This is a genomic window from uncultured Anaerococcus sp. (assembly GCF_963510915.1).
Classification (GTDB): domain Bacteria; phylum Bacillota; class Clostridia; order Tissierellales; family Peptoniphilaceae; genus Anaerococcus.
The window spans coordinates 1-13,199 of record NZ_CAUPHG010000049.1 but is presented as its reverse complement, the minus strand read 5'-3'; the positions used below and the strand labels follow the sequence as shown (position 1 = coordinate 13,199).

The 13,199-nt window shown below is 35.4% G+C and carries 12 protein-coding genes; 6 read left to right on the top strand and 6 right to left on the bottom strand.

The window, feature by feature from the left end; translation table 11 throughout:
- Positions 1-814 (top strand): M20/M25/M40 family metallo-hydrolase (locus tag RQ893_RS05500; protein ID WP_311482048.1); only part of this gene is annotated, 814 nt, incomplete at its 5' end.
- A gap of 21 nt (positions 815-835) precedes the next feature.
- On the opposite strand, the gene RQ893_RS05495 is transcribed toward RQ893_RS05500, so the two are convergent.
- Positions 836-2,020, bottom strand: a complete 1,185-nt coding sequence (locus tag RQ893_RS05495; RefSeq protein WP_311482047.1) for an MFS transporter — start codon at positions 2,018-2,020, stop codon at positions 836-838.
- Between the two features lie 159 nt (positions 2,021-2,179).
- Here RQ893_RS05495 and RQ893_RS05490 point away from each other — a divergent pair, with 159 nt between their 5' ends.
- From RQ893_RS05490 to RQ893_RS05480, 3 genes are all read left to right on the top strand, one after another.
- Positions 2,180-3,115, top strand: coding sequence for an alpha/beta fold hydrolase (locus RQ893_RS05490; protein WP_311482046.1), 936 nt, complete (start codon positions 2,180-2,182; stop codon positions 3,113-3,115).
- A gap of 96 nt (positions 3,116-3,211) precedes the next feature.
- Positions 3,212-4,483, top strand: coding sequence for a M18 family aminopeptidase (locus tag RQ893_RS05485; protein WP_311482045.1), 1,272 nt, complete (start codon positions 3,212-3,214; stop codon positions 4,481-4,483).
- Positions 4,484-4,780, top strand: a complete 297-nt coding sequence (locus RQ893_RS05480; protein WP_311482044.1) for an MTH1187 family thiamine-binding protein — start codon at positions 4,484-4,486, stop codon at positions 4,778-4,780.
- A 57-nt stretch (positions 4,781-4,837) separates the two neighbouring features.
- Here the strand turns inward: RQ893_RS05480 and RQ893_RS05475 are convergent, their stop codons facing one another.
- The 5 genes from RQ893_RS05475 to RQ893_RS05455 form a co-directional block, all read right to left on the bottom strand.
- The gene (locus tag RQ893_RS05475) at positions 4,838-6,904 is read right to left on the bottom strand and encodes a glutamine synthetase III (protein ID WP_311482049.1); all 2,067 of its coding nucleotides are present in this window, start codon (positions 6,902-6,904) and stop codon (positions 4,838-4,840) included.
- Positions 6,905-7,172: 268 nt separating this feature from the next.
- A complete protein-coding gene (locus RQ893_RS05470; RefSeq protein ID WP_311482043.1) occupies positions 7,173-8,405 on the bottom strand; it encodes an MFS transporter in 1,233 nt (410 codons plus the stop codon).
- Between the two features lie 294 nt (positions 8,406-8,699).
- Entirely contained in the window at positions 8,700-9,125 is a 426-nt protein-coding gene (locus tag RQ893_RS05465; RefSeq protein ID WP_311482042.1) for a winged helix-turn-helix domain-containing protein, read from the bottom strand.
- 126 nt (positions 9,126-9,251) lie between these two features.
- Complete coding sequence (locus RQ893_RS05460) at positions 9,252-9,761, bottom strand: tryptophan transporter (protein ID WP_311482041.1); 510 nt, start codon at positions 9,759-9,761, stop codon at positions 9,252-9,254.
- Positions 9,762-10,089: 328 nt separating this feature from the next.
- Positions 10,090-11,394: an NCS2 family permease gene (locus RQ893_RS05455; protein WP_311482040.1), complete on the bottom strand. Its 1,305-nt coding sequence runs from the start codon at positions 11,392-11,394 to the stop codon at positions 10,090-10,092.
- Positions 11,395-11,523: 129 nt separating this feature from the next.
- On the opposite strand from RQ893_RS05455, the gene RQ893_RS05450 reads away from it, so the two are divergent.
- On the top strand, positions 11,524-12,771 hold the full coding sequence (locus tag RQ893_RS05450; RefSeq protein ID WP_311482039.1) for a hemolysin family protein: 1,248 nt from the start codon (positions 11,524-11,526) through the stop codon (positions 12,769-12,771).
- An 11-nt stretch (positions 12,772-12,782) separates the two neighbouring features.
- On the top strand, positions 12,783-13,199 hold a 417-nt coding region (locus RQ893_RS05445; RefSeq protein ID WP_311482038.1), incomplete at its 3' end, for a CBS domain-containing protein.

Here is a 13,199-nt window from a genome sequence, read left to right as displayed (position 1 = left end):
TTTGGAAAATAAGGTTAATTTAACTGGCAAGTATATTTTGATTTTTCAACCTGGTGAAGAAGGGCTTAGAGGAGCTAAGTCTCTTAGCGAATCAAAATTTATCCACAATATAGATTATTTTTTTGCAGGACATTTGGGAATGGGGCTAGCTTCGGGAAAAGTTGGGGTAGGAACGACTGGTTTTCTTGCTTCAACCAAGTTAGATGTTACTTTCAAGGGACATTCTTCCCATGCAGCAGCCCTACCAGAAGAGGGTAAAAATGCAAATTTAGCTGCAGCGAGTGCTCTTTTAAATTTAGAAACTCTCGCCCAACATTCTAAGGGCATGGCAAGGATAAATGTAGGAGTAATCAGAGGTGGCAGGGCACGAAATGCAATTTCAGATAAGGCAGTCCTAGAGCTTGAGACCAGGGGTGGAAGTGATGAGGTAAATAATTTTCTTGTCACCAGGACCATCCAGGTTATAAAGGGGGCTAGTATCCAATACGATTTGGACTATGAGGTAAAAATCGCTGGCTCTGCGCCATCCATAATTAAACCAGCCACTAAATTTTACCAAGAAATAAATAAAATGTTAGAAGAAAAGGGTTTTGATACCATAAAAAATCCTGATTTTAAGGCAAGTGAAGACGTTTGTTACTATATCAATAAGGTAAATACCGAAGGCGGATGTGCAATTCATTTTATCTTTGGATCAGATTTGGCAGCAGGCCACCACAACAAGGCTTTTGACTTTGACGAAAAATCTTTGATTACAGGCTTAGAAGTTTACAAGGAATGTATAAAATACCTAAACAAAAACGGAAAATCTTAGGATCTTCCGCTTTTTTAAATTCTATTTAATTTCTGCTGGTTCCTTCATGATAAAAGAGCCAATTATAAAGCTTACAGAAAGGATAATGGTCGCTGTCAAAGCCATCTTATCTCCAAATTTAAAATGGATATGAACAATGACTTGGTAGGCGATTGTTTCTAGGATATAGACTAGGGCCCAGTAGACTGACATAATCTGGGTAAGTTTTTCTGAAAACATTCCTGGCATTTCTTGGGGGATTAGGACAAAGTTAGTAAGCGGAACATACATAATTGTACCCAGAGCTACAGCCAAGATGGATGCTAGGATAGGACTACTTGTATTTATTAGTAAAAGTCCAATGCCTGTTGTTAAAATTCCTGAAATCCTTAATGTAGGAACTCTTTTTGTTGATTTTTTTGCGATGATAATTGATAAAAGTGTACCAATTAGGGCTCCTGTTGTAAAAAGAGTTGAGATTTTGCTAGCAGGAATTGGTGAAAAGTTTGTATTTGGGAAAATATTTAGCATAACCATATAAAGGGTCAAATGACCAAAATACATACAAGGCATTAGGATTGCTATTTTTTCTCCAAGGGCATCTTTTAGGGAAAATGTCTTTGATCCTGTTTCCTTACTAGATGTAATCATAAAATCTTCTCCGATTAGGATCCAAGCTGCAAAAATTATAAAGGAAACTATGGAAAAGGCCACGAGGGCATACCTGCCAAGGCCTAAAAGTTTTATAACAGGGCCTACAAGGATTAATGCCAAAATCGAACCAACATTGTAAGATACGTTGTTTAGTGCATTTACAACTGGTCTATGGTATGGGTCAAAGTAATTTACAACCACAGGGGAGAAGTAGACTACAAAAAGCGCTCCACCAAAGCCCATAATAAACCTTCCGATTAAAAATATTGGAAAAGAAGGTGAAAGGGCTGCAAGCATAGCTCCTGCTGGTATTAACAAGGCACCAAGCCCAATAGATTTTCTTGGGAAAAGTTTGGCAAAAATTGACGCTGCCACAAGATTTCCTAAAATTTTTGCAAGTGTGACTACATTATTGATTAGGGAAACAGAATTTGCCCCATCAAGGTTGAAGGCCTTTAAGATATTGGGGGTTAAAGTCGAGCCAGCTATCCAGTTTACGGCGAAAAAAGCATAGGCCAAAAACATAGTAAGCTCTATGGCGATTGATTTGATTGGTATTTTTTTATTTGTCATAATTCTTCCTTATATTTTTAATTCATTAATAATATATACCCTCTTTGATAAAATATAAGCAAATTTACGGTAAGATTAATTTGTAAAAATCATGTGAAATATCTTAATTTCTATATCTTTACCAAGAAATTTTGTTTATAATAAGAATAGGAGGATCTTATGAAAAAGAAAATTATAAAAATTATTGGCCTGATAATTGTACTTTTATGCCTTGGTTTTTTGGGTTTTATTGGCAAGGCTTCTTTCGACGGGCTTACAAATATTGCAAGTAGGGAAGAAACTCAAAAAAATATGAATTCCTACAGAGATAAATACGAAAGTTTTGCCAAGGGAAAATCAATAGAAGAAATAAAAATAAAATCTTCACAAAAAGACCATGACATACCTGCAATTTTCATCAAAAATCCGGATGCAAAAGGCCTTGCTGTTATGGTCCACGGTATGGGAGGGACTAAGTATTCTCTTTATAGTCCAGGCCAAGCTTTCTATGATTTAGGTTATAGTCTATTAATCTACGACCAAAGAAATTCTGGCGATAATGAAGCGACTTACAATACTTTTGGAATTCTAGAATCTTTTGATGCCCTTGATGCAATTTCTTATGGAAAAAATACTCTAGATGCTCAAGAAATTATTTTGTACGGCGAATCTTATGGTGGAGCGACAGCCCTAATTGCTGCAAGCAGGGATTCTTCTTTGATTGATTATCTAATCTTAGACTCTCCGGTATCTGATTCGAATGAATTTGCTGATAAGGTCTATAAGCAAGTAGAAGAAGAACAAGGCCTACCAATTGGACTGATGAAATTCATGACAAATATTTTTCTAAAGGCAAAATTAGGTTTTACCCTAAAAGACATAGATGCGTGCAAATGGGCAAAAGAAGCTGATATAAATTCCCCTGTTTTAATTATAAATTCTGATAATGATAAGGTCACTCCAGTCCATATGGGAGAGGATATTTATAAGAGTATAAGGGGAGATAAGAAGGAAATTTACACAGCCAAGGGCTTTGGCCACACCAAGTTTGCTGAAGAAAATCCTCAGGGATTTAAGGATGTGATTAGTAATTTTCTTAAAAATTATAGAAATTAAAAATATATGAGGAGCATAGACCATAACAAATTTTATTTGTGATTGTGGTGGTTTTCTGCTCTTTTTTTCTTATTAAAAATTGGGTATGGTAAGACTATGAATAGTATAGATTTTAGTAAAGATTTAATAAATTTTATTGACGCAAGTCCCCTAAATTATTTTGCAGTGAAAAACGCTGGCGAAATTTTAGAGGCGAATGGATTTAAAAAGCTAAGAGAAGACGAAGCTTGGAACCTAGGAAAGGGTAAATACTACACTACTCGTGATGATTCTGCCCTTATAGCCTTTGAGATTGGAGAAGATTTGAAAAAAGGCTTTGAAATAATTGGTTCTCACACAGATTCTCCGACCTTTAAGGTAAAATCTAACCCAGAAATGTCTGACACTGGATTTTTAAAATTAAATATCGAAGCCTATGGTGGAATGATTCACTCAACTTGGCTTGATAGGACCCTATCCCTAGCCGGAAAAGTTGCCTACAGGGCTGAGGGAGAAATCAAGTACGCCCTTGTTAATATAGACAGAGATTTTTTGACAATAGCCAATGCAGCAATCCACATGAATAGGGAAATCAACAAGGGTTATGCCTACAACACTCAAGATAACCTCTACCCACTTGTAGAAACCATTAAAAATGAGCTTGAAGGAGATAATTATTTAGTAAAGACTCTTGCAGAGGAATTAAAAATCAAGACAGATGATATCCTTGACTTTGACCTTGGACTTTATGATAGGCAAAAGGGAGCTATCATAAATAATATGGTTCAGGTTGGTAGGCTTGATAACCTAGGCTCTGTCCATGCTTCTTTGAGAGCTTTGGTAGATAGCAAGGCAGGAAAAAATAAGATGATTCTCCTAAGTGATAACGAAGAAATTGGTTCACGCACAAGAGGCGGAGCTGCATCAAACTTTTTAGGAAATATCTTAGAGCGAATCGCCCTAAAATTTGGTCTTGATAAGGAAGACTATCAAATAATGGTGGAAAATTCTATGATAATTTCTGCTGACCAGGCTCATGCTACACATCCAAACTACAAGGCCTTTGCAGACCCTACAAATGTTGTAAAAATGAATGAGGGTTTAGTAATTAAAATCGCAGCAAATGGGGCCTATGCAACAAGCATCGAAACCAAGGCTAGGTTAATTAACCTTTCGAAGAAATATGGATATAAATTACAAACTTTCCACAACAGAAATGATAAGGTAGGCGGTTCAACAATAGGACCAATTACAGCTACATCCCTTGGAATTAAGGCGATTGATGTGGGCATTCCCCTTCTTGCTATGCACTCAATAAGAGAGCTTGCAGGTGTGGAAGATATTTACCAAGCTTATGAAATTTATAAAAAGTTTTTTGAGGAGGACTAGATGGCAGTAGTTGAAGTTTGCATAATTCCAATAGGTACAAAAGAAACATCAGTAAGTAAATATGTAGCAGAAGCAGAAAAAATCCTTATGGCTGAAGGTGCGAAATATAAATTAAACCCTATGGGCACAGTTATAGAAGCGGATGCCGATAAGGCCCTAGAAGCAATCAGAAAGATGCAGGAATCTGTATTTGATAAGGGTTGTGATAGGGTTTATACAGTTATAAAAATGGATGATAGACGTGATAAAAAAGCGACTATGGAGCAAAAAATAAAATCAGTAGAAGATAGGTTATAAAAAAGATGTAGGAGATAGGAAATATCTTCTACATCTTTTTTTAATGTCTTGTGATTTCTATAAGGTTTTTAGCATGTCTACATAGTTTGGCATAGAATAATTTTCTCTTGAAATTAGTTTTTCAAGGGAATCTGAAATCCTGCGAAAATCACTAGCCACTTGTCTTGTTTCCTTTTGTAGATAATAAGCCTTTTGTTCTATATCAGAAAGTACATCACTTTTTTCGATGATATCTGAAATTTTTTCAGAATATTCTAGTAGTTCTGTGACACCTGAATTTATTTTGATAGCCCTTTGGTTGAGCTTTTCATTATTTACAAAGCCTAGGTAATCCTTAACTACCTTAATCTCTCTCATGGCTGAAGGTAGGATTTCTTGGTGAATCATATTATTTATAATCTCTAATTGGGAAGAAAAGAAATTAATCACTTCTTCGAATTGAACATTGATTAGAGAATCAATTTCTTTTTCGCTAAAAATTTCGGATTTTTCAAAAATTTCATAGGCTTTTGAATCTTTTGCTGCCTTGAGAGCATCAAGGAAGGTCGGATAATTTTCTAGGCCTCTTTTTTCTGCTTCTTCCTTCCAATCTTTTGAATATCCGTCTCCTTGGAAGAGGATGTTTTTGTTTGCTAGATATATTTCTTTGATTAGCTTGTAGGCTTCTTCTTTTAAATTTTCTTCCTCAACTGGTTCGAGGGTTTTATATATTTTTTCTAAGGATTCTGCCATGGCAATATTAATTACAGTATTTAGGTCTGCAGCAGATTGAGAGGATCCAAGCATCCTAAATTCAAACTTATTACCAGTAAAGGCTATAGGGGAGGTCCTGTTTCTGTCTGACGAATCAGTCTTGATTTCTCCAAGGTGTGGGATTTTAACCTTATTAGAAACAACTTTTTCCTCAAAATCACCCTCGGCTATTGCTTTTAAAATATCTTCCAAATCACAACCTATAAACATCGAAATTATAGCCGGTGGAGCTTCATTTCCGCCCAACCTATAATCATTAGTAACAGACGAAGATGCGATTCTTAGGAGCTTTTGATATTTGTTGCAAACTTCAATCATAGCTGATAAGAAGAGGAGAAAAATTATATTATTCTTTGGGTCCTTACTTGGTGAAAATAAATTCTTTCCATAATTTGTAGCTAGGGAATAATTATTGTGTTTTCCAGACCCAGCCATATTCTTGAATGGTTTTTCCTTTAAAAGACAAACCAAGTCATGTTTTAGGGCTGTTTTTTCAAGTATGTACATCAAAAGCTGGTTATTATCCACAGAGATGTTGGCGTTTTCAAACATTATAGCTATCTCGAACTGGTTTGGTCCAACTTCATTGTGTTCTGCTTCCATATAAATGCCCAAATCGTAGAGTTCTTTATTGATATCTTCATAAAAATCATTAACTCTTTCAGGAATCGCCCCAAGATAATGGGATATTAATTCCTTTTCAATCATAGGATCAGAGCCAACCAAGGTCATGCCTGAATATTCCAAATCAATCCTTTTGTCAAAATATTTTTTATCTATCAAATAAAATTCTTGCTCAAGACCAACCTTAGCTTTCACCCTATAAGTAGGCTCGTCTTTTAAAAATAAATTGCAAAGACCAGTTGCCGCCTTACTAACCATGTTCATTGATTCTATCAGGGGAAGTTTCTTGTCGAGTTTTTCTCCATAGTAAGAAACAAAAACAGATGGGATATACAAAACCTTATCCAAAATAAAGGAATTGGCTGTCAAATCCCAATATGTATAGCCTCTAGCTTCAAAGGTTGAACGCATACCTCCTGATGGGAATGAAGAAGCGTCTGGTTCACCAATAATTAGCTCCTTGCCAGAAAATCTATTTATAGGATTGTGTTTATCATCCCTATTTAAAAAGGCGGTCTTCTTGGTGGCAGTTTTGCCATTAAGGGGTTGAAACCAGTGGGTATAAGATGTTGCCCCCTTAGATATAGCCCATATCTTCATAGCATGGGCAATAGAATCAGCTGTCTCCCTATCCAAGGTAGCGTTGTTTCTAGCAGCTTCCTTCCATTTTAGGTAAACTGGATAAGGCACGTTTTTCTTCATTGTTTTTTTATCAAAAGCTAAATTCCCAAATTCTTTCAAAATAATACTTCCTTAAATTTTTCTCCAACAATTTTCTTTTACATTATACACGAGAAATTTTAAAAAATAAATTTGTAGACTTATACTTTATTCTATTATCTTGCTAGACTGAATCATAGGGAAGTCTGGAGGATAATTATAAGACAAAGAAATAGGAAATCCAGACAGGGACGACTATACAGAAAAATTGATAAGTGATAAAGATATAAAACAAAAAATAGACTCGGCTTAGTCTTAGGGGTTAAAGTTATACTGAGCGAGTCTTTTTTATTGGTTAAAAGGCTTGGTGAAAATTATTAACTGCAGGAAGTTTTCTAATATTTTTATTTAAAGCCCAGTAAATAGCAACTAGAAGGATAATCACACTTGCTATAAGTATTGCTTTTGGACTTGATAAATATTCTCCCAAGTATCCACCGAGTAAGGCTCCAAGCGGCGCCATAAAGGTCGAAATACCAACCATAGCCCCCATGGCAGAACCGATTTTTTCGCTTGGTACAATCACCTGAACCATGGTTTGGGCATAAACATTAACTATGCCTACTACAAACCAACCAAGAGCATATAAGGCGACTGCAATTTTTATATTTGTAGCAAAATAGGAAACAGATATCCAAACTAAGGATACGACAAGCATTCCATAAACATAGAGTTTTCCTAATGAAACATTTTTTAGTTTTGGAAGACCTGCGAACAAAGATCCTAAAAGAACTCCTGCGCCCATTCCTGCAAGCATTAGACTGTAAAAAATTTCATCTTCGGCAAAGGCTGGCAAGACTGCACTTATAGATGTGGCAGAAAAATTTATAAAAACTACTCCAAGGACAAGGGCAAAAATCCTAGAATCCTTAAATAAGTCAAGACCTTCTTTAAGACCCTTAAAGTGATTTTTAATGGCAGAACCCTCTGCTTTTTCTTCTCTTTCATTGTAATGACTAAGCTTTTTTGATAAAAGACAAAACAATAATCCAGTTAAGATAAAACTAATACTATCATCATAAAAAGCTGTCATAAAGCCAAATATAGATATAATAAAGCCTGCTAGGGTATCGAATATTGCATTTGATCCTTGATAAGCCATAGTCATCAAAGAATTGCCTGTAACAAGTTCTTCCTCAGTAAGAATCTTAGGCAAAAGAGAAATTTGTCCAGGATAAACCAGCTGGTTAATCAAGGAAATTATTGGCATGAGAACCATAATGTGGTAGACATTTAGTTTTTCCAAATGATACAAGGCTGGAATAATTAATATTAAGATAGCTTGTATTAATTGAGAAAGAATCAAAAACTTCTTCATATTAATCTTATCCAAGATTGGACTTAGAAGTAATTGAACAATGGCTGTTGATGAGGTTAGAAACAGGGTTATACCTGAATATACAGTAGACCTACTCATCTGGTAAACCAAGAGGGTAGAGGCAATAGCATAAAGACTATCACTAAAATTTGTAATTAGTCGTCCCAGAAGCAGGACATAGAAATCTTTGCTTTTAATCATTTTTAACATACTCCTTATATTTAACGTTTAGTTTTTATTGACAGAAGCCTATTTTTTTAACCAGTAAGTCTGTACCCACTGGTTTTAGATAGTTTATAAATTTGTATTTGCTAATCTTTGTTGAAATTTCATTCTCCACAATATTTTTATTAATCAAGTAATATTTTATGAATTGTAGGTTTTTAATTTTAAATTTGTAAGGGAAATAATACTTCAATCATTTCTCGTAAATAATATTTTTTTACGTTTAGTTTTTATTGACGGTCGCTTCTTTTTTTACCAGTAAGCATCTACTTACTGGTTTTAAGATAATTTATAGATTTGTACTTGGAAGTTTTCGGAATCTTCATCCTTCTCATATTTTTTTATAAGTTCATTTAATTCTTTTTCAAAAGACTCGTAGTCTTTTCTAGGAATTTTGAAAGTGAATTGTTTTTCTTCCAAATTTTTATTAAATATTTCGCTATTCGGTATAAAGGCCTTGGCTACCGGTAGGAAATATTTTTGAGTAATACCATTTATTAGCTCTGTGTCTACAACTTCTATAATTCCATTTTGTTCCAGAATTTTTAGGTGGTAGTGGATTTTTGAACGGCTTACACCAAGAGCGTGGGAGAGGTCTTGGGCAGTTTTTGGACTTGTTCCAAGAGTCATAATAATTTTAAGCCTTATGGGGTCACTTACAATATTTACTTCTTCAAGAGTATTTAAGATATGGACTTCCTTCAAAATATCACCTCCATTTATCATGTTAAATAGAGTATAGCATAGAATCATAAACCTGTCAAATAAATTTTATCGTTAAACTAATATTAAGCGTACAGGTTTTATTCTCATTTTGTTAAAATAAATTTCTTAATTTATTAGGTTCATTCTTTGAGTCGCTTGGTATAAGAATATTCCAAGTATGGCGTTTATGGCCATGGCTACTAGAACTGCTGGGTAGGATGGAATGAATAGGTTTAGTTGCTTGGTCATGGTTAGGGCGATTGTTAAAAATAAGGTGCCTGAAACACAAGTGCCTAGGGCAAATATTAGGATTATCTTAGGGATTGAGAAGTTTTTATTCATAGATTTTATAATGTAAAAAACTACTAGGCTTGTGATGATTTTTTCTACGAAGTTTGGGATTTGACCGCCTGGAAAACCAGTTGTGAGCGCACTCATGATACCTCCTGCGACTCCTAATAATAAGGCTTCTTTGACATCTCCTACTATCATAAGGGAGATAAACATCATTGAGAGTAGGAAGTCAGGTTTGACTCCGAAGAATATTCCAGGCACCATCAAGTGGAGGACGAGTCCTAGGGCCATAAAGATTGCTGATACTGTTAAGTTTCTTGTTTGTATTGTGTTTGTTTGCATTTTTCTTTCCTTTCTTTTGGTGGTTTGGTATAAAAAAAGCTCGCTCCTATATATAGGAGCGAGCTAGTGCCCACGGTGCCATCCTCATTTATCTATCATTAATAGACCTCTTTAGATACTTTCATATCCTATCCCTGTAAGGTGAGAACCACCCGCCGGCTACTTTAATTTCACCTTTGATCTGATAGATCCATTCACAAATAATTCTACCTTGCAATTCTCATCAACCATTAACTTTCTGTCGGCTTAATTATTTGCTACTACTTCTATCTACGATTTATGTTAGCTTTATCATATTACAACATTATCACTTTGTCAAGTAAATTTTTTATATAATATATCTTGCTAAGAAAATTATTGCCAAAAGATAAATTACCCAGCTTACTTCCTTGCCCTTGCCTGTTAGAAGTTTAATGGCTGCAAAGCTCATCATTCCAAAGGCTATACCTTCTGCTATTGAATAAGCTAGTGGCATCATGAGGATTGTCATGAAGGCTGGGAAGGCTTCTGTGATATCTTCGAAGTTGATTTCTACAACAGTTGATAGCATGAAAAGTCCTACTGTGACTAGGGCTGCTGATGTGGCTGCTGGTGGAATTATTGAAAATACTGGGAAGAAAAATGCTGCTATTACAAAGCATCCTGCTGTTGCAAGAGTTGTTAGACCAGTTCTTCCGCCTTCGGCTACACCTGATGAAGATTCTACGAAGGTTGTAATTGTAGATGTTCCTAGGAGGGCGCCGACTGTTGTGCCTACTGCATCACTCATTAGGGCCTTGCTTGCCTCTGGTAGATTCCCATTTTCATCGAGCATCTTTGCTTTGGTTGCAACTCCTGTTAGGGTACCTAGGGTATCAAAGATATCTACGAATAAGAATGAGAATAAGACTGAAAACATCTCTAATGAGAAGATATTTGAAAAGTCTAATTTAAAAGCTACAGGTGCAATAGATGGTGGTAGGCTTACGATATTGGTATCTGGTAAATGTGTAACTCCTAAGATTAAAGATAAGATGGTTGATACCAAGATTCCCCAAAGTAGGGCTCCCTTTACTCTTCTTGCTGTTAGAACGATCATTACTATTAGGGCAAAGAAGAATACTAGGGCCTCAAGGCTCTTTAGGTTTCCAAGAGCTAGGGCTGGTTCTGCCTTAACGATGATGTTTGCATTTAATAGACCGATTTCAGCTATGAATAAGCCTATACCTACTGACACAGCTTTCTTTAGGGTCGCTGGTATTGAATTAAATATTGCCTCTCTGACTCCCACAAAAGATAGTAAGATAAAAATAATTCCTTCTAAAAATACTGCGGTGAGGGCGAATTGCCAAGAGTGACCCATTTGACCGACTACTGTATAGGTGAAGAAAGCATTAAGCCCCATACCAGCAGATAGACCGAAAGGTAGGTTGGCATAAAAGGCCATTAGGACCATGGCTACAACACTTGCGATGATGGTGGCTGAGAAAACTGCACCGTAATCCATGCCTGATTCACTAAGGATAGCTGGATTTACTGCAAGGATATAACTCATTGTCATAAAGGTGGTTATACCTGCCATTATTTCTGTCTTTACATTAGTACCATGTTTGTTTAGCTTGAAAGTTTTTTCGAAAAATGAAACTTCTGCCATATTTGCCTCCTTTTATTTATGATACAGGTCTATTATATGTTTTTATTTAAAATTATCACCAAAATCCTTTATTTTTAATTCGAAAATCGCTATAATAGGTATGAGAACACTTACTAGAAAGAAGGAAAAATGAGTCAGACGAATTGGATTGAACTTATAGTGATTATAGTAGGGGTTGCGGGAAGCGCTTTTTTTTCCTCATCAGAAACAGCCCTTACATCTTTAAATGTATTTAAAATTAGACAAATGGAAGAAAATGGAGTGGAAAATTCATCTTTGGTTAGAAAACTAACTGATGATATTGGCAAGGTCCTAACTACTATTTTGATTGGAAATAACATAGTAAATATTGCTACGACAACTGTGGCGACCATATTCTTTACAGATCTTTTTGGACCATCAGGCGCCATTATTTCTACAATTGTCCTAACACTTACAATTTTGATTTTTGGCGAAGTGACACCTAAAAATATAGCTTCTTCATCATCAGAAAAGGTTGCCTTGAAAGTGGCAAAACCTATAAAGTTTTTTGATTTTATCCTAAAACCTATGTCTTTTTTTCTCCAAGCCATAACTAATTTTTTAACTAGAATGCTAATTGGAGAAGATTCTAAAAAAGATGACTTGGTTACAGAAGAAGACTTAAAGACAATTGTGGATGTATCTGAAGAACAAGGTGTTATAAATAATCAAGAATCGGAGATTATCAACAATGTTTTTGAGTTTGGTGATTCGGATGTTGAAGATATTATGACTGCTAGGACCAATATGGAAGCTATTGCTGTTGATATGGAGGATAGGGAATTAAGAGAATTTTTAAAAAACTGCAAACATTCAAGAATCCCTGTCTATGGTAAGTCCATTGACAATATTATTGGAATTTTACATATGAAAGACATAGTGGCTTTTGTTGCAGATGATAAGGAACTAAACATAGAAGAGATGGTTAGACCAGCTTTTTATGTTTATGACAATATGCACATCTTTGATCTCTTTAAGTCTATGAGGGGCGAAAACGTGTCCCTTGCCATAGTTATAGACGAGTACGGCGGTACATCTGGTATAGTAACTATAGAAGACATAGTAGAAGAATTAGTAGGAGAGATAGAAGATGAGTATGATACTCACCTTGAATCAATACTCAAAATAAATGATAAGGAATATTTGGTAAATCCATCTATCCATATAAATGACTTTAACGATTACTTTGATACTGACTTAGAACAAATCAAAAATGACTCTATTGGAGGATTTTTGATTGATAAATTAGGCAGGATTCCAAAGCTTGGAGATACTATAGAAACAGAGGGAATTAAAATAACAGTAGTACAGATTAATAGGTACAAACTAGAGATGCTAAAGGTAGAATTTTCTTGAAGGGGGAAAAGATGAGAGAGACAGTTTATATTACAGGCCACAAAAAGCCAGACACAGACTCAATTATGTCAGCTATTGCATATGCTGACCTAAAAAACAGGTTGGGAGAATACGAAGCCATTCCAATTAGACTTGGGAAACTTTCCCAAGAAAGTCGCTTTGTCCTAGATTACTTTGGGGTAAAACCACCAGAAATTAAGGAATCTATGAAACTTACTGTAGGCGATTTATCCTTTGATAAGGGCAATATAATTGACCCAACCATTCCAATTAGAAAGGCTTGGGATACTTTTCAAAAGGGGGCAACAAACTCCTTAACAGTTGTAGATAATAATGGGGAAATTGTTGGTATTGCTTCACTTTCTAACATTACCAAATCCTACATGGATGTTTGGGATGATAGGATTTTAGGTCGTGCCCACACTCCA

Bases quoted from the DNA above. Each gene is read 5' to 3' on its own strand.
- RQ893_RS05490 (WP_311482046.1), top strand. From the start codon at position 2,180: ATGAAAAAGAAAATTATAAAAATTATTGGCCTGATAATTGTACTTTTA.
- RQ893_RS05470 (WP_311482043.1), bottom strand. From the start codon at position 8,405: ATGTTAAAAATGATTAAAAGCAAAGATTTCTATGTCCTGCTTCTGGGA.
- RQ893_RS05460 (WP_311482041.1), bottom strand. From the start codon at position 9,761: ATGCAAACAAACACAATACAAACAAGAAACTTAACAGTATCAGCAATC.
- RQ893_RS05495 (WP_311482047.1), bottom strand. From the start codon at position 2,020: ATGACAAATAAAAAAATACCAATCAAATCAATCGCCATAGAGCTTACT.
- RQ893_RS05485 (WP_311482045.1), top strand. From the start codon at position 3,212: ATGAATAGTATAGATTTTAGTAAAGATTTAATAAATTTTATTGACGCA.
- RQ893_RS05455 (WP_311482040.1), bottom strand. From the start codon at position 11,394: ATGGCAGAAGTTTCATTTTTCGAAAAAACTTTCAAGCTAAACAAACAT.
- RQ893_RS05480 (WP_311482044.1), top strand. From the start codon at position 4,484: ATGGCAGTAGTTGAAGTTTGCATAATTCCAATAGGTACAAAAGAAACA.
- RQ893_RS05450 (WP_311482039.1), top strand. From the start codon at position 11,524: ATGAGTCAGACGAATTGGATTGAACTTATAGTGATTATAGTAGGGGTT.